This is a genomic window from Variovorax sp. GW821-FHT09D05 (genome assembly GCF_059416325.1).
This window is the reverse complement of sequence record NZ_JBWKOZ010000009.1, coordinates 101579-122616: the sequence shown is the minus strand read 5'-3', so window position 1 is coordinate 122616 and position 21038 is coordinate 101579. Positions and strand designations below refer to the sequence as shown.

Genomic DNA, 21038 nt, shown 5'->3' with positions numbered 1-21038 from the left:
AGTAGTGTTCGGGTCAGGCGCCGGGCGCGTCGCCGCCGTCGCTGGTCAGGGTGTGGTGAACGGGCGGCAGTGCGCCGCGGAAGGTCGGGCCCGCGACCCATGAGGTCCAGCCCAGTCGCATCGGGTTCGCGGCGCCGAGCACGCTGCTGCGCAATTCGGTGGGAGCGAGGCTCAGCTCCATCTCGACCTTCAGGTCTTGCGGGATGAAGCGGCGCACCAGCCATTTGGCGAGCGCATGGTCTGCGCCGCGCGGCAGCAGGGCGCGCAGGCGCTGCTGGCTCAGGTTGCTGAAGGTGAGGCGGATGCCGGCGCCCTGGTCCCACACGCGCTTGCCGAGCACGGCGCCGCCGCCCAGTGGCGTGCGCATGTCCAGCCGCGCCGAGGCATCGGGTTCCAGTGCGAGCCAGCGGCCGCGGAACTGCGTGCCGTGCACCTGCACGCCGAGCCGGTCGCGCAGCAGGGCCAGCAGCGCGGTCATGCCGCGCGGCGCGCCGCCGAGCAGACCGGCATGGCGCAGCCACAGGGCGGAGCCGTCGGGTGCGCGCACGCCGGCGCGCAGGCCCAGTGCGCTGGCTGCATCGAGCGTGGACGCCAGCGTGGAGCTCGAAGGCGACTGCGGGTTGAGCGCAACGTGGTGCTTGCGGCGGCTGCGGTACAGGAAGGCCAGGAAGCGGTGGTTGAAGATGTCGAGGAAGTCCCCCGTCGCGTGGTCGCGCTGCTGCCGGCGCTCCAGCAGCATCTCGGTGAAGGGCATCGGCAGCGGGCCGCCGCTGCCGCCCAGCGAAAGGGCGGGCGTGGTGAGCTCGAAGGGCTCGCCGGTCGATGCGTCAGTGCCGACTTCGCGCACGTCGCTGGCCTCGAACGCCAGCGTGACGAAGGCATGCAGCCGCACGGCCTCTCGTTCGCGCGGGCCTTGCGAACGGCCCACAGGCACCGCCTCGGGCGCGGCGCGCTCGAGCAGGCTGATGGCCTGGAACAGGTTGAAGTCCTGCGGGCGGGCGGTGAGTTGTTCGATCACAGAACCACCTGCCGGCCCGTCATCGGAGCCCACTGTTTTCTGACCTCTTCGCCGTTGCGCACCACGAGGCGAACGAAGGAGTTCACCGAGGTGTACATCGCGAAGAAGCGCGCGAGCACGGCCGACATCATCAGAGGCGAGCCGCCGACGAAGGCGTCGTCCTCGAATTCGAGCGTGACCTGCGTGCCGCGGCAGTAGCCGCGCCAGGCTTCGGTGCCCACGTGGGCGGTGACGCCCCGCGCCGAGAGCCCGGCGATGCCGCGGATCTGCGCATGGTCGCGCCGGCTGTCGGAAGCGAACAGCAGCAGCATCTCGCGCAGTTGCTCGCGGCCGGTGGAGCCGTCCACCAGCGACTGGTGGTTGAGCGTGAGCAGCGACACCAGCCGCCACAGCGTCTCGCTGCCAAGCGGCGGATCGCGCTGCGCGGTGGGCTCGTACAGGCAGCGCACTTGCGTGGGCTGCGACGGGCCTTCGGCCACCAGGCGCGCGCCCACAGGCACCTGCTCGGCCAGCCGCCGGTTGGTGCACAGCAGGTGCGCGTAGACCACCGGTTGCGCGGGCCGGCTGTGCGTCTTGCCCTGGTCGACGAAGGACAGGAACACGTCGGTGCCGGGAATGTTCTGGCGCAGGCAGGGCTCGCGCCGTGCGGCCCAGAACACCGCGCCGCCCTGCGCGCCCTGTGCGCCGTCCACATGGCCCAGTGCGGCGAAGCCCGGCACGTCGACGGGCTTGTCGGCGTCCGGGTCGGAGGCGATCACCGAGACAATCGAATGCACTTCGGTGGTGGCGTCGCGCTGGCGGTCGGGCACCAGCATGTATTCGTAGTGGCGCTGGTCCATCACCAGCGGCTCGCTCACGCGCGGGAACAGGTTGACGATGGGCGTGCAGCCGAGCTGGAAGTTGTCGGCGTCGATGTGCCGCAGCACCCTGGTGGTGCGATCGAGCTGGAACACCAGCTCGCAGCTGCGTCCGCGGCCCAGGCGCGAGCGCAGGTGATGCAGGTCGAAGAAATGGAACTTGCGCGGAAACGCGAAGTACTCCTGCAGCAGGCCGTAGGCGGGCTGTGCGTTGGCGGGCTGCGGCAGCACTTCTTCGCCTTCGGCAAAGCCGACCTCGCGCCATGCGTCGGCCGGCAGCATCTGCAGCGCGCCGCCTTCGGGGGTGATGCCTACCGACTTCACTCCCGACACCAGCGCGTCGTACAGCGGCATCGTGGTCATCCAGTCGCCTTGCAGGTGGATGCGCAGGCTGTCGATCTCCAGCTCGGAGAAGTCGGCTTCGGTATTGCATTCGAGCCTGAGCCGAAGCACGGCGTCGGCGTCGATGGCGGCGTGCGCGATGCGCAGTGGCCACAGCACGGTGTCCCATGCAGTGCGGAAGCGGCACTCCTGCGACTGAGTGGCTTGCGTCCTCGCATGCAGCATGGTGTGGCGCGGCACGCGAAAGCCCGCCGTGACCTTGCCCTGCGCCGGATCGAGCCCGAACTGCGCCACCGACATCGAGGGCAGCGGCTGCACCAGCGACGGGCAGAGGTTGTCGAGCAGCGCGTAGGCGACGTCGGGAAATTCCTGGTCGAGGTCGCGATGCACGCGCGCCGACAGGAAGGCCACCGACTCGATCAGTCGTTCGGTGTGCGGGTCGAGTGATTCGCCACCGTGCAGCGAGAGGCGCGAGGCGACCTTGGGATAGCGCTGGGCGAAGTCCGACCCCTGTCCTCGCAGGTAGGACAGCTCGCGCTTGTAGTACTGCAGCAGGTCGCTGTGCTGGATGTCGGACACGTCAGGCGATCTTCATCAGGCTGTCGGGCGTGCCGAGCAGCATTTCGAAATCCACGTGGCGCAGCGCGAGCCCGGCCCGCGCCTGCGCGCCGATGCGCACCAGCGCCACTTCATGCCGGTTGGGCGTGGCGCTCACTTGCACGCTCACGTCCGTCAGGCGCGGCTCGTAGCGCTGCACCGCCTGGCGCAGCGTGGCAGCCAGCTGCTGCAAGTCGGCGGCGTTCTGCGCGCTGAGCGCGGAGAAATCCGGAATGCCGTACTCCAGCACCGTGCCGCTGCCCTGCGCATAGTCGGCAGCCGACAGCGGCGAGCGCGTGTTGAACAGACGGCGCAGCTCACGACCGATGGAGTCCTGCAAGGACTCCATCGTTTCGAGATGAGCAGCGCCGCGGGCGTGCTCGGACGGCGCCGACGCCAGCCGGTCGAACAGGGGCGCGACGCCCCCTTTGATGAGTTCGGACACGGTAGGCGCCGGGTGTCAGCGTCGAGCCGTCATGCGACCGCGACGTTCTTCGAGAGATCCCAGCCGAACGGTGCGATGCCTTCCTGGCCGCCTTCTTCCTTCTGCTTCGTGTACTCGACCTTGATGGCCGCGTAGTTCAGGGAGACGCTTTCCTGCGGCAGGTCACCGCCGCTGGAAACGGAGAGGCCGCTGAGGATGACGTCGGTCAGGGTCACGACCATCAAGGGCAGCAGGCCGCTCTTGTCTTCGCGCGGGAAGGTGATGATGGTGTCGCCCGCGAACACCTCGCCACCGGCGAGCTTCTGCAGCAGCTGGGGCGTGGCCGAGTCGCTGGTGCGGGTCACGGTGATTTCGGAGAAGCTGGGCTTGCCCGCGGTGCGTTCCTGGTTGGAGGTGCCCGCCGTCACGGCGAGGCCGGCGCCGAACTGGAAGCTCTGGACTTCCAGTTCGTCCTTGTGGCCCTCGATCTGGGTTTGGCCAGTGACACCTGGGATCTTGAGATAGATAGGCATGTGAATGTTCTTTCAGTAAATCTGTTGGTTCGTCTGTCGATGCAGATGAATGAAGGGGGCGATCAGGCGGCGGCAGCCGGCAGGTCGGCCACCAGGCGGATCGAGGCCGAGAGTTCCTCGAGCTGGAAGTGCGGCTTCAGGAAGGCGATGGCGCGGTACGAGCCCGGCTTGCCCGGAACTTCGGTCACGTCCACGCGGGCCTGGCTCAGCGGGTACTTGGCCTTCATGGCCTGCGGCGCCGAGGGGCTCACCAGCACGTAGTTGGCAACCCAGTTGTTCAGGTGCTTCTGCATGTCGGCCTGCGTCTGGAAGCTGCCGATCTTGTCGCGCACGATCACCTTCAGGTAATGCGCGAAACGCGAGGCCGCCAGGATGTAGGGCAGGCGAGCCGAGACTGCCGCGTTGGCGTTGGCCGAATCCTTGTCGTACACCTTGGGCTTGTTCACGGTCTGGCCGCCGAAGAAGGCCGCGGTGTTCGAGCCCTTGGAGTTGACGATGGCGATGAAGCCGAGGTCGCTCAGTTCCTTTTCGCGGCGGTCGGTGATGGTCACTTCCGTCGGCGGCTTCAGGGCGATGTCGCCTTCGTCCGTCTTGTAGGCGTGAGCCACCATGCCGTCGACCTTGCCGCCGCCTTCGACGCCGCGGATGGCCGTGGTCCAGCCGTACAGCGAGTGAGCCTGCGTGATGCGAAGGCCCAGCTGGTAGGCCGCGTTGGCCCACAGGTACTTGCCGTGGTCGGTGCCGTCCACGTCTTCTTCGTAGTTGAAGTTCTCGACGGGAATGGTCTTGGCACCGTAGGGCAGGCGAGCCGCGTAGCTCGGCAGCACCAGCGAGACGTAGCGCGAGTCTTCCGATTCGCGGAAGCCGCGCCACGAGGCGAGCTCGGCGCTCTCGAAGGTCTTGGACAGGTCGCGCGGAATGCCGAGTTCGGTGAACGACTTGAAGTCGAACAGCGCGGGCGCGGCTGCTGCGATGAAAGGCGCGTGCGCGGCGGCGGCCACGCGGGAGATGCGCTCCAGCAGGGCGATGTCCTGCGGGTGGCGGCCGAAGTAGTAGTCGCCGATCAGCAGCGAATAGGGGTGGCCGCCGTAGGTGCCGTATTCCTCTTCGTAGATCTTCTTGAAGAGCACGCTGGTGTCGTGGTCGACGGCGGTCTCCAGGTCCTTCAGCAGGTCCTTCTTGCTCACGTTGAGCAGGCGCAGCTTCAGGTTGCTGCCGGTCTCGGTGCCGGTCACCAGGTCGTGCAGGCCGCGCCAGGAGGCTTCGAGGGCCTGGAACTCGGGGGCGTGCAGGATCGCGTTGAGCTGGTCGGTCAGCAGGCGGTCGATTTCGGCGACGCGCTCGTTGATCAGCGTGACCACGCCCTTGTCGGGGCTGGTCTTCATGCCTTCGTCGAGGATCTGCGAAGCCAGCTGACCGATCAGCTTCTTCGCGTAGGCGCCCTGCGAAGGCTCGGTCGTCATGTTGCCTTCGAGGACGATCTTGTCGAGCAGACCGAGGTCACTGGTCGTGACGGTGGTTGCTGCGCTGCCGGCTTCAGCGGCTTTGGATTTGTTGGCCATCTCTATCACCATTCAAAAGTTGCCGGGTCGCGCCCGAAGGGCTGCGGCCGGCGTGGTTGATCACGCTGCCGGTGCTTCGGCTTCGGGGGACGACTGGGTTTCCGCAGCCGCTTGCGGGGCTGCAGCTACGGCCGGGGCGGCTTGCGCTGGTGCGCTGCCGGCTTCGGCCCTGGCCTGGCTCTGGACCGTCTTCAGGTCTTCGGTGTTCAGCAGCACGCGCTCGAGCAGGTCGTCGAGTTCGTCGTTGCCGTCGAGCTTGGCGAGCAGGTCGCGCAGTTGCTGGCGGGCTTCGAGCAGCTTGGCCAGGCGGGGCACCTGGTCCACGATGGCTTCGGGGTGGAAGTCGCTGAACTCCTTGAAGTTCAGTTCGATCTTCAGGTTGCCTTCGCCCTTCATGGTGTCGGGCACCGAGAGGTCGAGGCGGGGGGTGATGTTGCCGAGAACTTCATCGAAGTTGTCGCGGTCGATCTCGACGAAGCGGCGCTCCTTGAGCTTCGGCAGCGGCTGTGCGGGCTGGCCCGACAGGTCGGCCAGCAGGCCCACGACCAGCGGCAGCTCTTTCTTTTCGACGGCGTCGCCGATCTCCACGTCATAGGTGATCTGGACGCGCGGCGGACGATTGCGTCCTACCCAGTTTTGCAGGCTATTCGACATTTTTCGCTCTCAGAAAAGGTTGAATTGACAAGAACACACGTTGAAATTTCTCGACGCTCGTCGCCTGGTTGGGGCGGTGCGCGGTCCGTTGCCGTTGCAGTCCCGGCATGCATCAAAGACGGACGGAAGATACAAATCGAGATATTTGCTAACAATCCCCAGAATTGGGGAGGGGTCCCACATGCGCTGGACAAACCTCAACAAAAACAAGTGACTGAGCTTTGTAAAGTTACATAAATGAGGGGTTTGTCACGCAAATAGGCAGCCGATTGCTAGGCAGACGCGCCCGCCGGCGCATCGGACCAAAGTTCAATGACAGGAAGGCGGGGGCGGTGCTATCGCGCGCGTGCTCCCGCGTGCGTGGGATGGCGCGATGTGTAACCGGAATGGAGGACCCGGGGAACCCGGGTGAGCGCAGCGCGGGGCCGCATCAATGGCGCGAACGTCGCGGGCTTCGTGCGAAGCCGCAAGGGCGCCTTGCTAGAGCTCGATGAATGCCGAAGTGGCTTTGTTGAGTGCCAGCTTGCCCTTGGCGGTGATCGATTCGACCTGGGCCAACTGGCGGATTGCGCGCGCATCGGGGGCGCGGTCCGAAGGCGGAATGAATGCAGTCACCAACTCTGCCGCACGCAGCACGCGCAGCCTGTCGATGTCAGCCGGCGTGTGAATAACGTATGGCAATTTCTGCTCGGCGATAACCCGTAGAAATTCCATGGACATGAGCCGTCTCCTTTTGGTTGAGGGCGTTTACGGCATTGTGCGCACAAACAATTAGCGTTGTCTAAACCCTGCGCCGCGCATGCCTTTCCTCGGGTGTACCGAAGTGTTCCTTTCGCGCTGCTGGAGCCACGAAGGCGCCAGTTTGTTTCCGGTAACTCGGCGGCTAGTTGAGCGCTTGCACGGGCCACGCCGTGGTGTCCGGCATCACGATGTGCCATCGCACCGGATCGATGCCCTCGAAGGTTGCGCGATAGCGATCGGAGGTGCGGCCTTCGCCCGTCACGTCGCGGATCACGATGCTGTCGATGCGCTGCGGATGCGAGTGAAACGTTTGCGCGTAGATCTCGGGGTCGGCTTCGCCAGAGTCACCCACCAGCACGAAGCGGCGCTGCGGAAATTCGGTGAGCAGCCGGTTGATCACGCCGAGCTTGTGTTCGCGCGAATCCTGCTCGCCGGGAATCAGCGTGCGCCACGTGGTGCTTTCGCGCAGATGCATGCTGCCCGCGGGAAAGTCGGCGTTGCGGATGAAATCCGAGAGCGCCGGGTAGAGCTGGATCGGGCTCGCCGAAAGGTAGTGGAAGCGCGTGTCGGGCGTCTTCGCCAGCGCGCGATACCAGGCCGCCATGCGTGGCGCGGCCTCGAAGCGGCGCGCGAAAGTGTTGAGCAGCATCTCGCGCCGGTCGCGCACCTGCGTGCGCTTGATGGTGTCGTCGATGTCCGAGATGACCGACACGCCCTGCGCGGGCACGACCAGCGCATGGCCCCTGAAGCGATGCAGCAGCTCACCCGGGCCGGTTACGCCATGGAACTGCACCCACTCCTGCGGTGATGGCGAGGTTGGCAGCAGTGGCGCGCGCGGTGCGTCGATCACGATGCGCAGGTTGCTGCGGCCGTTCTTGCCCGATGGCGGCATCGTCACGCGTGCGGGGCTGCCGTCGAAGTCGACGTCGATCACCTTGTCTTCTTCCGACTCCGCATGGAACAGCGCGGTGCGCTGGTTGAAGCGCAGGCGTGCGGCGGGCGAGAGCTTCTTCAGGCTCAGGCCGAGGTAGCGTGCGAGGGCAGTGTTGAGCCCCCAGCGATGCTCGCGCTCGAAGATCCACGCGTGGATATCGACTTCGAGCCTGCCGTCGACGGTGGGGCGCGCCGTGCCGGTCATGAAGAGCGCTTCTTCGTCGGGCTCCAGCGGCTCTGCTGCCTGCACCGCCTGCAGTGGCGCAAGGCCTGCGAGCAGCGCTGCGCCCGCCACCAGCGACCGGCGCCGCAAGTCCGGCACGGGCAGTCGGTGCGGGGCGCTGTCGCTCATTTCTTCGTGGGGGCGACGCGCTCGTAAGTCACGAAGCTGAAGCCCAGGCCTTCCTTGGCGGAGACATGCGATTCGCGTTGTGTCTCGCGCCACGCGGCGGCGTCGAGTTCAGGAGCGTAGGCATCGCCTTCGTAGTCGCGCGCAACCTCGGTCACCACTGCGCGTTGCGCAAGCGGCTCGGCCTCGGCGTAGATTTGCGCGCCGCCGATGACCCACACGGCCTCGGGCTTCGATGAAGTCGATTCGCAAAGCGACAGCGCCTCTTGCAGGCTGCTGGCGCGGAGTGCGCCTTCGGCCTGCCAATCGGCCTGCCGCGTCACCACGATGTTCTGCCGGCCCGGCAGCGGCCGGAAGCGTGGCGGCAGCGAGTCCCAGGTCTTGCGGCCCATGATCACCGGCGCGCCCGCAGTCTGCTGCTTGAAGTGCGCCATGTCCTCCGGGATGTGCCAGGGGATCGTGTTGTTCGCGCCGATCACGCCGTTGGCGGCGCGGGCGAAGATGATGTTGATGCGGGGCTTGTTCATCCCGCTCACACCGCCACGGGCGCCTTGATCGGATCGCCGTGCCGGTAGTCCAGCACTTCGAAGTCTTCGTACTGGTAGTCGAAGATCGACGCTGGCTTGCGCTTGATGTTCAGCGTCGGGTACGGGTACGGCGTGCGGCTCAGTTGCAGCGCGACCTGGTCGGCGTGGTTGCTGTAGATGTGGCAGTCGCCGCCGGTCCAGATGAAGTCGCCCACGTCGAGGTCGCACTGCTGCGCCACCATGTGCGTGAGCAGCGCGTAGCTTGCGATGTTGAAGGGCACGCCCAGGAAGATGTCGGCGCTGCGCTGGTAGAGCTGGCAGCTGAGCTTGCCGCGTTCGCCTTCGGCCTGCGGCGGTGCCACGTAGAACTGGAAGAAGGCATGGCAAGGCATCAGCGCCATCTTCGACAGCTCGGCCACGTTCCATGCGCTCACGATGATGCGGCGCGAATCAGGGTTGGTCTTGAGGGTCTTGATGACATCGGAAATCTGGTCGATGTGGCCGCCATCGGGCGTGGGCCAGCTGCGCCATTGCACGCCGTACACCGGGCCCAGGTCGCCGTCTTCGCGCGCCCATTCGTCCCAGATGGTGACGCCGCGCTCCTTGAGCCAGTTGTTGTTGCTCGAGCCGGTCAGGAACCACAGCAGTTCCTGGATGATGGACTTGAGGTGCACCTTCTTCGTGGTGACCAGCGGGAAGCCCTCGTTCAGGTCGAAGCGCATCTGGTGGCCGAACACGCTCTTGGTGCCGGTACCCGTGCGGTCGCTCTTGAATACACCGTGAGTGTCGACATGGCGCATGAAATCTTCGTACTGGGAGCGGACGGGGCGGGTGGGCGAGGTCATGTTGGGAATTTTACGGGGCGGCGCTAGCATTGGCCGATGACCGGCCATGACCACTCCCACGGACACAGCGAACTCGGCGAGATGGACCTGCGCGTCCGCGCCCTCGAAAGCGTGCTTACCCAGAAAGGCTACATCGACCCCGCCGCACTCGATGCGCTGATCGACACCTACCAGACCCGCGTCGGCCCGCGCAACGGCGCACGCGTGGTGGCACGGGCCTGGGTCGATCCGGCCTTTCGGCAGTGGCTGTTGGCCGACGCCACGGCGGCGATCGCCTCGCTGGGCTACACGGGCCGGCAGGGCGAGCACATGGTGGCGGTGGAGAACACAGACGAGCTGCACCACATGGTGGTCTGTACGCTGTGCAGCTGCTACCCGTGGCCAGTGCTGGGCCTGCCGCCCACCTGGTACAAGAGCGCGCCGTACCGCTCGCGCGTGGTGAAAGACCCGCGCGGCGTGCTTGCCGATTTCGGCACGACGCTGCCCGAGGCCACGCGCATCCGCGTGTGGGACTCGACCGCCGAGGTGCGCTACCTCGTGATTCCGCAGCGCCCCGCCGGAACCGAAAGCCTGGACGAAGACGAACTCGCCGCGCTGGTCTCGCGCGATTCGATGATTGGCACGCGGCTGGTAGAGGTGCCTGCCGAAGAGGGGAGCGCGGCATGAGCTACGTCACGAAAGCCGACCTCGGCGGCCAGCCGGGTTTCGGCAAGGTGGTGCCGGAGTCCGAGGGCGAACTCTTTGATGCGGCCTGGGAGCCACGCGCCTTGGCGCTCGTGCTGGCCATGGGCGCGACCGGTTCATGGAACATCGATGCGAGCCGCGCCGTGCGCGAGACGCTGCCGGACTATCGCGACCTGAGCTACTACCAGATCTGGCTCAGCGCGCTCGAACAACTGATGCTGCAGCGCGGGCAGATCTTTCCCGACGAGATCGCGAGCGGAGAGATGCGCCACGCGCCCGCGCCCGTGGCCCGCGTGCTGGAGGTGGGCAATGTGCCTGCCGTTCTTGCCAAGGGCTCGCCGACCGGGCGGCCTGCGTCGGCCCCGGCGCGCTTCGCCATGGGCCAGCCGGTGCGCATGCACTTCGGCAAGGTCGACCATCACACGCGGCTGCCGGGCTATGTGCAGGGCAAGCGCGGCACTATCACGCACGTACATGGCGCGCACGTGTTCGCCGACAGTCATGCGCAGGGGCTCGGCGAGCAGCCGCAGTGGCTCTACACGGTGGAGTTCGATGAAGCCGAGCTTTGGGGCGACGAAGCTCCGCGCCAGAACCTGTCGGTGTCGGTCGATGCGTGGGAAAGCTATCTGGAGGCCACGTCGTGAGCGACATGCCCCTGTCGCCCGGCATGCCGCGCGATGCCGATGGGCCCGTGTTCAATGCACCGTGGGAGGCGCAGGCCTTCGCGATGACGCTGGCGCTGCATGAACGCGGCCTGTTCACCTGGCCGGAATGGGCCGAGGCGCTGGCCGGGCAGATCGCCGCCGCACAGGCCGCGGGCGACCCCGACACCGGCGAGACCTACTACCGCCACTGGCTCGCCGCGCTCGAAGGCCTCGTGGCCCGCAAGGGCGCCAGCTCTGACGACGAACTGGCCCGCTACCGCCACGCCTGGGACCACGCGGCCGACCGCACACCGCACGGCCAGCCGATCGAGTTGCGCGGCGAGGATTTCCTCGGCTAGAGGTGCGTGCCGGTGCGGTGTGCCGCGGCCCGCATCGTGCTTGACCCGTTCTCGAAGCGGGTGATAGCCTGCCGCCGCTTCCCCCGTCCCTCCACAGAAAGCACAGAACGCACAACATGACGATTCATTCGCGCCATCTCTTCCCGGTTCCTTCGGCATCCACATCAACCCGCCGCTGGGCGCGCACCGCCTGCCACGGCGCCGTGCTTGCGTGCGCCATGCTGCTTGCCGGCAACGCCGCGGCCCAGAAGCCGCATCAGGGCGTGCTCGACGCAGCTACGCAAAGCAAGGACGAGGCGGTCAAGATGCTGGAGCGCATGGTCAACATCGACTCGGGCTCGGCCGACACCGCGGGCCTGGAAAAGGTCCGCGAGATAGCCGTGGACGAACTGCGCAAGCTCGGCGCGCGCATCGAGACCTTTCCGGCCGATCCGCACCCCGGCACCAACGTGGTTGCGACGCTGACCGGCCAGGGCAAGAAGAAGATCCTGATCCTCGCGCACATGGACACCGTCTTCAAGGAAGGCACGGCTGCAGCCAAACCTTTCTACATCAAGGACGGCCGCGCCTACGGCCCCGGCGTGATGGACGACAAGGGCGGCGTGGTGGCCGGCCTGTATGCGCTGAAGATCCTGAAGCAGATCGGCTTCAAGGACTATGGGCAGATCACCTTCCTGCTCGACACCAACGAAGAGGTCGGCTCCGTCGGCACCAGCGCGCTCATCGAGCGCATTGCCAAGCAACATGACGTGGCGCTGAACCTGGAGCCGGGCCGACCGGCCGACGGCCTCGTGGTCGAGCGCAAGGGCTCGGCCACCGCGCTCATCGAGGTGAAGGGCGTGGCCGCTCACGCGGGCGTGGCGCCCGAGGCGGGCCGCAACGCGGCGATGGAGGTGGCGCACCAGGTGCTGCAGCTGTCGAAGACGGCGGATGCGGCGAAGAAGACCACGGTCAACTTCACGGTGCTCACGGCCAACGGCCCGACCAACGTGATTCCCGCGACGGCCAGCGCCAAGGGCGACGTGCGCGTGGCCACGCCTGAAGAGTTCGATCGTGTCGAGAAAGACCTGATCCGCATCTCGCAGAACAAGCTCATTCCCGAGACCGAAGTGCGCGTGCGCCTGATTCGCGGCCTGCCGCCGATGCCGCGTTTGCCAGCATCAGACAAGCTGGTGCGCATGGCCGAAGGCATCTACGGCGAGATCGGCAAGAAGCTCACCATCGAGAGTAGCGGCGGCGCGGCCGACGCAAGCCTGGTGGCGGGCGTCGGCGTGCCGGTGCTCGACGGCTTCGGCATCGTGGGTGGCGGCATCCACACGCCGGAGGAATACGCGGAGGTCGAGAGCGTGGTGCCGCGGCTTTATCTGCTCTCGCGCATGCTGATGGACCTGTCCGCGAACTGATCGCGAACTGACCGGATCAGCCGCGCTTCGGAATGCCCAGCCCCGCCACCACGGCGGGGCGCGCCACGAAGGCTTCGAGCGCGCGCGCCACGTTCTTGAAATCCTTGAAGCCCACCAGATCCGCAGCCTCGTAGAAGCCGATCAGGTTGCGGATCCACGGGAAGGTGGCGATGTCGGCGATGGTGTAGCTGTCGCCCATGATCCATGCGCGGTCTGCCAGGTGCTTGTCGAGCACGCCGAGCAGGCGCTTCGATTCGCCCACGTAGCGGTCGCGCGGGCGCTTGTCTTCGTAGTCCTTGCCGGCGAACTTGTTGAAGAAGCCGAGCTGGCCGAACATCGGGCCGATGCCGCCCATCTGGAACATCACCCACTGCAGGGTTTCATAGCGGCCGGCGGCGTCCTGCGGAATGAACTTGCCGGTTTTCTCGGCGAGGTACATGAGGATGGCGCCTGACTCGAACAGCGCCAGCGGTTTGCCGCCGGGGCCGTTGGGGTCGATGATGGCCGGGATCTTGTTGTTCGGGTTGAGCGACAAGAACTCCGGCGACATCTGGTCGCTGGTCTCGAAGCTCACGAGGTGCGGCTCGTAGGGCAGGCCGGTCTCTTCCAGCATGATCGACACCTTCACGCCGTTGGGCGTGGGCAGCGAGTACAGCTGCAGCCGGTCAGGGTGCTGCGCGGGCCATTTCTTCGTGATGGGAAAGCTCGAGAGATCGGTCATGGAGGGAGTCCTTGAGAGGGAGGAAACTGCAAGCGCCGGATTCTGCCCGCGTCGGGCAGATGGCGTGCGCGTGCGGCTTTACCCTCTGCCTGGCCCTCAGATTCCCAGCCAGCTCATCAGCGAGGCCTCGACGTCGGCCGAAGGCGCGACGAAGCCGACGTAGCTCGATGCCGCGAGCGCGCGCTTGCCTGCGTCGGTCTGCCCCAGGCTCAGCAGGGCATCGCGCGCCGCGCTCACCGTGGCCGCGTCGAGCTTGCGCGACGCGAGCCATTGCTTGATTGGCACCGCGCGCGATTCCGCGCAGACCTTGCCGCCGCCGTCCTTCCAGGTCTCGACCACGCTGGAGGCCGCCGTCGCGCCATAGGCCGCGAAGCCGTTCTGCACGTAGAAGGGCACGGCCTCCTGGAAGCGCGTGTTGGTGACCTTGACCGCCGTCGGCCCCTGCAGGCCCTGCTCGCGCAGCATCGCGCGGGTGATCACCGCGGTGATCGAGTCGGCATCAGGCATGACCAGCTGCTTGCCCGCCACGCTTTTCCAGTCGGAGATCGGCTGCTGCTCCTTGCACAGGAACGACACCTTGTAGTCGGTGTAGCCGGTGGTCCAGGCGAAGGCGCTGTACTGCCCGCTCTTGATGGCGGCGAGCGCCACGTGCGACGGATGCACGAAGGCGAAGTCGACCTGCTGCTGCTTCAGCGCGTCGCGCGCGCCGTTGTACGAATTGAGCACCTTGACCGTCACCGGCTGCTTGAGCGCCTTGGACAGCACTTCGGCGATGGGCTCGAAGCGGGCGCTGACCTGCGCATCGGACACGTTGTAGCTCACGCCTTCGCTGACACCGATCACAAAGGCATGCGCCGAGGCGCCAACTGCCAGAAGCAACCCCGCTGTACCGCGAGCGACGGTGCGAAGCGAAGGACGAAGAGTGCGGTGATTCATGGAGGCCTTCTTCCGGTTGATGGGTGATGTTGTAACTAAATTATTACATTCATCGAGGCGGAGGAACAGGGCCTTGACCGCAGGGTTAGCCCTGATGAAACAACACTTTGGCGAACCGGCGGCGTGCGCATCTCGTTCGGAGATACGCGGATCTTCAATTCATATGAATCTTGCGTAGAAACCCGCACCGGCGCAGCGGGGTGCGAACGAGACTATTGGCTGCAACCGGGCCAGAACGAACGAAAGCGACGCACCCATGAGCACCAGCACCATCGCAACGCCGCCCTACAGCGGCCGCTTCGACAGCACCTCCGATGCCGTCTACCGCAAGGTCGGATGGCGGCTGATCCCGCTGCTATTCGTTTGCTACATCGTGGCGTACCTCGACCGCGTGAACGTCGGCTTCGCCAAGCTGCAGATGCAGGGCGACCTGCAGTTCAGCGACGCGGTCTACGGGCTGGGCGCGGGCATCTTCTTCATCGGCTACTTCCTGTTCGAGGTACCGAGCAACGTGGTGCTGCACCGCGTGGGGGCGCGCCGCTGGATCGCGCGGATCATGATCACCTGGGGCCTGCTCTCGGCGGCCACCATGTTCGTGAGTTCGCCGGTGTCGTTCTACGTGATCCGCTTCCTGCTCGGCGCGGCCGAGGCAGGCTTCTTCCCCGGCATCATCCTGTACCTCACCTACTGGTACCCGGCCGCGCGGCGCGGCAAGGCCACGTCGCTGTTTCTCGCGGCGATTCCGTTCGCGGGCATCCTTGGCGGGCCGATCTCGGGCTGGATCCTGCAGGGCATGAGCGGCGTCAACGGATGGGCCGGCTGGCAGTGGCTGTTCCTGCTGCAGGGGCTGCCGACCGTGGCGCTGGGCCTGGTCGTGTGGCGCTACCTCGATGACCGCGTGAAGGACGTGCAGTGGCTCACGCCTGCCGAGCGCGAACTGATCGCCCGTGACATCGCCGCCGAAGACGCCGGCAAGGCCGAGCCGCGCATCCTCAGCGTGCTGGGCAATGGTCGCGTGTGGCTGCTGGCGCTGGTGTACTTTGCGTACACCTCGGGGCTGTACGGCATCTCGTTCTGGCTGCCGAGCATCATCAAGGCGATCGGCGTGAAGGGCGCGCTCGACATCGGCCTGCTCAGCGCCATTCCGTGGACCTTCGGCGTGATGGCGATGTACTTCGTGGCCCGCAGCGCCGACCGCCGGCTCGAGTACCGCTGGCACAGCGCGCTGGCCGCCATCGTCGGCGCCATCGGCCTGGTGCTGAGCGTGGCCTTCCACGGCAATGCGACGCTCGCGATGGCCGGCCTCACGCTGGCCACGATGGGCATCATGTCGACCTTTCCGGTCTTCTGGGGCATGCCTACGGCCTTTCTCGGCGGTGCCGCGGCGGCCGCGGGCATTGCGCTCATCAACTCCTTCGGCAACCTCTCGGGCTTCAGCGCGCCATTTCTCATCGGGCTCATCAAGGATGCGACGCAGAGCACCGATGCCGGCCTGCACATGCTTGCGGGGCTGCTGGTGACTGGCGCGGTGCTGGTGCTGTTCGTCAAGCCGAAGCGCTGATCCGTTTATCTGCTTCCTTGAAGGAACCCCATGGACACGGTCGTGAGTTCGAACACGCGGCGTTCCCCGTCGCCTGAGCTGGTTGCGCTGCTGCAGCGCAAGTTTGCCGAGCGCTTTTCCACCAGCCCGGCCGTGCTGCTGCAGCACGGCACCGACGAGTCGACCTATCTGCCGCAGCCGCCCGATGCGGTGGTGTTCGTGCGCAGCACTGAAGAGACGGCGTTCGTGGTGCGGGCCTGCGCACGCGAGCGCGTGCCGGTCATCGGCTTCGGCGTGGGCTCGTCGGTGGAAGGGCACCTGCTGGCCGTCGAGGGGGGCGTGTGCATCGACTTCTCGCAGATGAACAAGGTGCTGGCAATTCGCCCCGGAGACCTCACGGCCACGGTCGAGGCCGGCGTGACGCGCGGGCAGCTGAACGCGGAGCTGATGGGCACCGGCTTTTTCTTCTCGGTCGACCCCGGTGCCAATGCGTCCATCGGCGGCATGATCGCCACGGCCGCTTCCGGCACCAACACCGTTCGCTACGGCACCATGCGCGACAACCTCGTGAGCCTGACGGTGGTCACGGCCAACGGAGACACGACGCACACCGCCTCGCGGGCACGCAAGAGCTCGGCGGGCTACAACCTCACGCAGCTGTACTGCGGCTCCGAAGGCACGCTGGGGCTGATCACCGAGGCCACCGTGCGGTTGCATCCGCACCCCGAGGCGTACGCGGCGGCGGTGGTGCACTTTCCGTCGGTGCGCGCGGCGGTCGACTGCGTGATCGAGTCGATCCAGATGGGCGTTCCCCTGGCGCGCGCCGAGATGCTGGACGCACTGACCATCCGCGCCGTGAATGCGTACAGCCACACCAGCCTGGGCGAGAACCCGACGCTGTTCCTGGAGTTCGGCGCGAGCCAGGCGCAGATCGACGAGCAGGCCGGCATCGTGCGGGAGATTGCGGGCAACCACGGCGGTGGCGCCTTTCAATGGGCCAACCGGCCCGAGGAGCGCTCGCGCCTGTGGACGCCGCGCCATCACGCCTACTTCGCCTGCCTGCAACTGAAGGCGGGCAGCCGTAGCCTGACCACCGACGCGTGCGTGCCGCTGTCCGCGCTCGCGCAGTGCATCGAGGAGACGCAGGCCGACATCGCCGAACACGGCCTGCTGGTGCCGGTGTTCGGCCACGTCGGCGACGGCAACTTCCATTGCCTGGTGCTGGTGGACCCGAACAGCGTGGCGGAGAACGAAGCCGCCGAGGCCTTCAGCCACCGGCTTGTGCAGCGCGCGCTGCGCCATGGCGGCACTTCGACCGGCGAGCACGGCGTGGGGATGCACAAGATGAAGTACCTGGTCGAGGAGCACGGAGAGCACACGGTGGCGCTGATGCGTGCCGTGAAGCAGGCGCTGGACCCGTACAACATCTTCAACCCGGGAAAGGTCGTTGCTCCGGCCGGGGCCTGAGTGCCCGAGCGGAGACGTGCGGCCTAGAATCCCCGGCCTCGCCTGCACCCCGCAGTGCGCGGCCGGAGGCCCTTCGATGGAGCTGCGTCAGTTCAAGTACTTCGTTGCCATCGTGGATTGCGGCAGCCTGTCGCGCGCCGCGCAGCAACTCTTCATTGCACAGTCGGCATTGAGCAAGCAGATGGCCGAGCTCGAAGCCGAGCTCGGCACCCAGCTGCTGCTTCGCAGCCGCAACGGCGTGGCGATGACCGAGGCAGGCAAGGTCTTCTACGAGTACGCGCAGGGCATCACCAAGCAGGTAAGCGACGCCAAGGCCGCTGTGCACGTCGCGGCCGATTCGGTGGCGGGCTCGGTGGTGGCGGCGCTGCCGCAAAGCGTGTCGCCCATGATCGCGCTGCCGCTGATGCGTGCAGCGGCCCGGCGCTACCCCGACGTGGTGCTGCATCTGAACGAGGAACTCACCGGCAACATGGCCGACCAGCTGCTGCGCGGCCGGGTCGACGTGGCGGTGTTCTCGCCCGCCATGCCGGCGGAGGACATCCGGTTCGTCCCGCTGGTGGAAGAAGACTTCGTGTTCCTCGAATCGCCGCAGAGCCCGCATGCGTTGCCGCCCGGCGACGTGAGCATTGCGCAGGCTACTGCGCGGCCGCTGGTGTGGCCCGCCAATGCGCACGGCCACTGCACGCGTTGGCTGGTCGATGCGGTGCTGGAGCGTGAGGGGCATTCCACGGCGCAGGTGGCCGCGGAGATCAATTCGGTCTACACGCTGAAGGCGGCGGTGGAGGCGGGGCTCGGGCCGACCATCATGCCGTTCGGACTCGCCCAGCGCGAGGTGCAGGAAGGCCGGCTTGTCGCGCATCGCATCGACTCGCCTTCGATGTTTCGCACGCTCGGGCTGTGCGTGTCGGTGCATCTGCCGACCACGAACGCGAAGCGCGCCGTGTGCACGCTGATCGGCGACGTGGTGCGCGATCTGTGCGAGAGCGGGCAGTGGGCGGGCGCGCGTGCTGTCGCGCCAGCGAAAGGGCCAAGGCCCTGACGCCCGGCCCTTCGTTTCAGGCGCGGCGCTTGCGGGCCGGCGCTGCGGCTTTGGCAGGGGCAGCGAACAGGCGCGAGATGGCCTGGCGCACATCGGCCTGCATGTTGTCGATGGCCTTCGCATCGCCCGACAGGTGCTTCAGCAGCGCCTGCTGGAACAGCCCGTCGAACAGCGCATAGGTGGCCGAGGGCGGCATGCCGGGCGCTTCGCCCGAGAGCTCGGCAAAGCGGCTCATGATGCGCCAGATCATGTCCTCGAGGCTCTTGTCGATCTGCACGACATCGGCGCGGAAGGCTTCTTCGAACAGCGCCTGCGAACGCAGGTCGTACCAGAGGCGATGCACGTGGCCTTCGTCGCGCAGCGTGTCGCCAAGGCTCTGCAGGAAGCCATCCATCAGCTCGTCGTAGGTGGTGGCGCTTTCCACCGCGTGGTCGTAGCGCGTGACGCAGCGCGCCTTGTACTGCTTGACGCTGCAGATGATCAGGTCGACCTTGTCGCTGAAGTAGTAGTGCAGAACGCCGTGCGAGAACTCCGAGTTCTGGGCGATCTCGCGCAGGCTGGTGCGTGCATAGCCCAGTGCTGCCAGCGTGGTCAGCGCGGCTTCGCCCAGTTCGGCGCGCCGTTCCGAGAATTTGTCGACCCGCGTCTTGGGCACTCGTTCAGCGTGTTTCTTTAGCCGTTGATGTGTCGTCATTGAAAGCCGGACCGCATGCATGCCGGCCCCTGTGTTTCTTCGTGATTCCAAACCATAGCACGCAAGCGGGAGAACCCGCATCCGGCGTGCCACGCATGTCATTTTACGAAGTTTTGACAACCGTCAAAGAAAAACTTGACACCCGTAAAGTCGATTTCTACGATGACCGCTCCATCTCACAACACATCTACAGGAGACAAGTGATGGCCAAGTTCGACTTGAAAGGGCGCAAGGCCCTGGTGACGGGCGGTGCGCGCGGCATTGGTGCGGGCATTGCCGAAGCGCTGGCGGTGGCCGGCGCCTCCGTGATGATTGGCGACGTGCTCGCCGACCTGGGGCGCGAAACCGCTTCAAGGTTGTCTGCGTCTGGAGCGAAGGTGGGCTTCGTGCCGCTCGACGTCACGAAAGACGCCGACTGGGCCTCGGCCACCGAGACCACCGTCAAGGAGCTCGGCGGCTTCGACATCCTCGTCAACAACGCCGGCATCGAGATCACCTCGCTGGTGATCGACGTCGACGGCGACGACCTGCGCCGCATGCTCGACGTGAACGTGGCCGGCACGCTGCTCGGCATGAAGCACGCGTTCCGTGCGATGCGTCCCGGTGGCGGCGCGGGCGGCGGCGGGGCGGTGGTCAACATCGCATCGGTCGCGGCGACCATCGCTTTCCCGGCCATTGCGGGCTACTCGGCGACCAAGTCCGCAGTCGATCGCGCCACGCGCGTCGCGGCCATGGAGTCCGGCAAGTTGGGCTACGGCGTGCGCGTGAACTGCATCTACCCGGGGCTGGTGCCCACCGACATGGGCATGAAGCTCGCCAGCGACATCGTCGCTGCGGGGCTCGCGCCCAGTGTCGAGGCGGCAGTGGGCGACGTGATCGGCCAGACGCCATTGGGCCGTCTCGGCGAAGTCGGCGACATGGCCGACGTGGTGGTCTTCCTCTGCTCCGACGCAGCCCGGTTCATCACCGGCGCCGGCATCGCGGTGGACGGTGGCATGGGCATGTGAGCGCACAAAAAGGAGACACAACATGAGCAACAGCAAGAAGAAGCCCGTCGTCGTCTACGGCGCCTCCGGCTACACCGGCCGACTGGTGTGCGAATACCTGCGCGAATACAACATCCCCTTCGTTGCCGCGGGTCGCAGCGCGCAGAAGGTCGAAGCGGCGATGAAATCCAACGTGCCCGGCATCGAGACTGCGAGCTACGAAGTGGTGGAGGTGGCGCATTCGGTGACGGCGCTCACCGAGCTCTTCACCGGTGCCTCGGTGGTGCTCAACACGGTGGGGCCTTTCGCCAAGTTCGGCCCCGAGGTGGTCGAGGCCTGCCTGGCCGCCGGATGCCACTACACCGACACCACCGGCGAGCAGGACTGGCTCATCACGCTCGAACAGAAGTACGGCGCCAAGTTCGCCGCCGCGGGGCTGCTGCTCTCGCCCGGCTTGGCGCAGATGTACACCACCGGCGAGATCGCGGCGCAGCTGTGCCTGGAGACGCCCGGGCTCGACACGCTGGACATTGCCGTGTTCTGGGGCGGCAGCCCGACCATCGCGTCCACCCAGACCATCCTGGTCAACGCAGCCACGTCCAAGGCCTATTACCTGGAGCAGAACGAGTACGTGGAGTGGCAACCCGACGCGGGCCTGTACCACCTGTCGATTCCCGGCCAGCACGAGGCGGCACTGGCGCTGCCCTGGGGCGGCACCTCGCACCCGGTATGGTTCAAGCGCGATCCGCGCGTGGCCAATGTGAAGGTGCTCGGCGGGGTCTTCAACAAGGCGCTGATGCAGGGCGTGCCGCACATCGTGGCAGCCGCGCTCAAGGCCACCGAGGGCATGAACGACGAGGATCGCTACGCCGCCCTGGCCCAGACGGCGGCAGGCGTGATGAACACCATGCCCCCGCGCGAGAACCCGCGCATCAACAAGTCCGTCGATTCGGTGCATGCCTCCGGTCCGCTGGGCCGCATGCACTGCGTGATCTTCGGGAATTGCAACTACAAGCAGACCGGCTTGTTGCAGGCCTATGCGGCGGCCTCGCTGCTGCAACAGGCACCGCGCCGCGCCGGCTTCGCCTCGGGTTGCCAGGCCTTCGGGCATCGCGAGCTGCTGGGCGCGCTGCGCAGCTTCGGACTGGTGCAGGAGCCCGTGCTCACCCGGCTGGGCTGACTC

22 protein-coding genes are annotated in these 21038 nt (G+C 66.5%); 9 read left to right on the top strand and 13 right to left on the bottom strand.

All coding sequences use genetic code 11. The features are described from left to right. Nucleotides 1-13: 13 nt before the first annotated feature. The 10 genes from tssG to AC07O3_RS24140 all read right to left on the bottom strand — a co-directional run bounded on the left by tssG (nucleotide 14) and on the right by AC07O3_RS24140 (nucleotide 9382). The gene (gene tssG / locus AC07O3_RS24185) at nucleotides 14-1018 is read right to left on the bottom strand and encodes a type VI secretion system baseplate subunit TssG (RefSeq protein ID WP_256329589.1); all 1005 of its coding nucleotides are present in this window, start codon (nucleotides 1016-1018) and stop codon (nucleotides 14-16) included. After that, nucleotides 1015-2796 carry a type VI secretion system baseplate subunit TssF gene (gene tssF, locus AC07O3_RS24180; RefSeq protein ID WP_495340518.1) on the bottom strand — a complete coding sequence of 594 codons (1782 nt, stop codon included), beginning with the start codon at nucleotides 2794-2796 and terminating at the stop codon, nucleotides 1015-1017. Before tssF ends, tssG begins: the two co-directional genes overlap by 4 nt. A gap of 1 nt (nucleotide 2797) precedes the next feature. Further along, nucleotides 2798-3259: a type VI secretion system baseplate subunit TssE gene (gene tssE, locus AC07O3_RS24175; protein WP_093058216.1), complete on the bottom strand. Its 462-nt coding sequence runs from the start codon at nucleotides 3257-3259 to the stop codon at nucleotides 2798-2800. 29 nt (nucleotides 3260-3288) lie between these two features. Further along, on the bottom strand, nucleotides 3289-3771 hold the full coding sequence (locus AC07O3_RS24170; protein WP_093058217.1) for an Hcp family type VI secretion system effector: 483 nt from the start codon (nucleotides 3769-3771) through the stop codon (nucleotides 3289-3291). 62 nt (nucleotides 3772-3833) lie between these two features. After that, nucleotides 3834-5333 carry a type VI secretion system contractile sheath large subunit gene (gene tssC / locus AC07O3_RS24165; RefSeq protein ID WP_093058321.1) on the bottom strand — a complete coding sequence of 500 codons (1500 nt, stop codon included), beginning with the start codon at nucleotides 5331-5333 and terminating at the stop codon, nucleotides 3834-3836. Nucleotides 5334-5393: 60 nt separating this feature from the next. After that, nucleotides 5394-5987, bottom strand: coding sequence for a type VI secretion system contractile sheath small subunit (tssB, locus tag AC07O3_RS24160; RefSeq protein ID WP_495340517.1), 594 nt, complete (start codon nucleotides 5985-5987; stop codon nucleotides 5394-5396). 480 nt (nucleotides 5988-6467) lie between these two features. After that, complete coding sequence (locus tag AC07O3_RS24155) at nucleotides 6468-6707, bottom strand: hypothetical protein (protein WP_007829428.1); 240 nt, start codon at nucleotides 6705-6707, stop codon at nucleotides 6468-6470. A gap of 163 nt (nucleotides 6708-6870) precedes the next feature. Then, nucleotides 6871-8013 (bottom strand): phosphatidate phosphatase App1 family protein, encoded by a 1143-nt coding sequence (locus AC07O3_RS24150; protein WP_495340516.1) that lies wholly within the window; start codon nucleotides 8011-8013, stop codon nucleotides 6871-6873. Further along, complete coding sequence (locus tag AC07O3_RS24145; protein ID WP_307617202.1) at nucleotides 8010-8537, bottom strand: dihydrofolate reductase; 528 nt, start codon at nucleotides 8535-8537, stop codon at nucleotides 8010-8012. The genes AC07O3_RS24150 and AC07O3_RS24145 overlap by 4 nt, the downstream gene beginning before the upstream one ends. Nucleotides 8538-8542: 5 nt before the next feature. Next, nucleotides 8543-9382 carry a thymidylate synthase gene (locus tag AC07O3_RS24140; protein ID WP_093058222.1) on the bottom strand — a complete coding sequence of 280 codons (840 nt, stop codon included), beginning with the start codon at nucleotides 9380-9382 and terminating at the stop codon, nucleotides 8543-8545. A 36-nt stretch (nucleotides 9383-9418) separates the two neighbouring features. On the opposite strand from AC07O3_RS24140, the gene nthA reads away from it, so the two are divergent. The 4 genes from nthA (at nucleotide 9419) to AC07O3_RS24120 (ending at nucleotide 12472) form a co-directional block, all read left to right on the top strand. Then, a complete protein-coding gene (nthA, locus tag AC07O3_RS24135; protein ID WP_495340515.1) occupies nucleotides 9419-10048 on the top strand; it encodes a nitrile hydratase subunit alpha in 630 nt (209 codons plus the stop codon). Next, nucleotides 10045-10710 carry a nitrile hydratase subunit beta gene (gene nthB / locus AC07O3_RS24130; RefSeq protein WP_495340514.1) on the top strand — a complete coding sequence of 222 codons (666 nt, stop codon included), beginning with the start codon at nucleotides 10045-10047 and terminating at the stop codon, nucleotides 10708-10710. The genes nthA and nthB overlap by 4 nt, the downstream gene beginning before the upstream one ends. Nucleotides 10711-10715: 5 nt before the next feature. Beyond that, nucleotides 10716-11069, top strand: a complete 354-nt coding sequence (locus tag AC07O3_RS24125) for a nitrile hydratase accessory protein (protein WP_495340627.1) — start codon at nucleotides 10716-10718, stop codon at nucleotides 11067-11069. Nucleotides 11070-11185: 116 nt separating this feature from the next. Beyond that, nucleotides 11186-12472: a M20/M25/M40 family metallo-hydrolase gene (locus tag AC07O3_RS24120; protein ID WP_093058225.1), complete on the top strand. Its 1287-nt coding sequence runs from the start codon at nucleotides 11186-11188 to the stop codon at nucleotides 12470-12472. A gap of 16 nt (nucleotides 12473-12488) precedes the next feature. Here AC07O3_RS24120 and AC07O3_RS24115 read toward each other — a convergent pair whose 3' ends face one another. Further along, on the bottom strand, nucleotides 12489-13193 hold the full coding sequence (locus AC07O3_RS24115; protein WP_258350443.1) for a glutathione S-transferase N-terminal domain-containing protein: 705 nt from the start codon (nucleotides 13191-13193) through the stop codon (nucleotides 12489-12491). Between the two features lie 96 nt (nucleotides 13194-13289). Next, nucleotides 13290-14129, bottom strand: coding sequence for a phosphate/phosphite/phosphonate ABC transporter substrate-binding protein (locus AC07O3_RS24110; protein WP_495340513.1), 840 nt, complete (start codon nucleotides 14127-14129; stop codon nucleotides 13290-13292). A gap of 256 nt (nucleotides 14130-14385) precedes the next feature. Between AC07O3_RS24110 and AC07O3_RS24105 the strand changes: the two genes are divergently transcribed. The 3 genes from AC07O3_RS24105 (at nucleotide 14386) to AC07O3_RS24095 (ending at nucleotide 18175) form a co-directional block, all read left to right on the top strand. Beyond that, nucleotides 14386-15690 (top strand): MFS transporter, encoded by a 1305-nt coding sequence (locus tag AC07O3_RS24105; RefSeq protein WP_495340512.1) that lies wholly within the window; start codon nucleotides 14386-14388, stop codon nucleotides 15688-15690. Between the two features lie 30 nt (nucleotides 15691-15720). Beyond that, entirely contained in the window at nucleotides 15721-17136 is a 1416-nt protein-coding gene (locus tag AC07O3_RS24100; protein ID WP_495340511.1) for an FAD-binding oxidoreductase, read from the top strand. A 76-nt stretch (nucleotides 17137-17212) separates the two neighbouring features. Continuing rightward, entirely contained in the window at nucleotides 17213-18175 is a 963-nt protein-coding gene (locus AC07O3_RS24095) for a LysR substrate-binding domain-containing protein (RefSeq protein ID WP_093058230.1), read from the top strand. 16 nt (nucleotides 18176-18191) lie between these two features. On the opposite strand, the gene AC07O3_RS24090 is transcribed toward AC07O3_RS24095, so the two are convergent. Continuing rightward, nucleotides 18192-18830, bottom strand: a complete 639-nt coding sequence (locus AC07O3_RS24090; protein ID WP_218137519.1) for a TetR/AcrR family transcriptional regulator — start codon at nucleotides 18828-18830, stop codon at nucleotides 18192-18194. Nucleotides 18831-19072: 242 nt separating this feature from the next. Between AC07O3_RS24090 and AC07O3_RS24085 the strand changes: the two genes are divergently transcribed. Continuing rightward, a complete protein-coding gene (locus AC07O3_RS24085) occupies nucleotides 19073-19876 on the top strand; it encodes an SDR family NAD(P)-dependent oxidoreductase (RefSeq protein ID WP_495340510.1) in 804 nt (267 codons plus the stop codon). Between the two features lie 22 nt (nucleotides 19877-19898). Next, on the top strand, nucleotides 19899-21035 hold the full coding sequence (locus AC07O3_RS24080) for a DUF5938 domain-containing protein (RefSeq protein WP_495340509.1): 1137 nt from the start codon (nucleotides 19899-19901) through the stop codon (nucleotides 21033-21035). Nucleotides 21036-21038 lie beyond the last annotated feature (3 nt).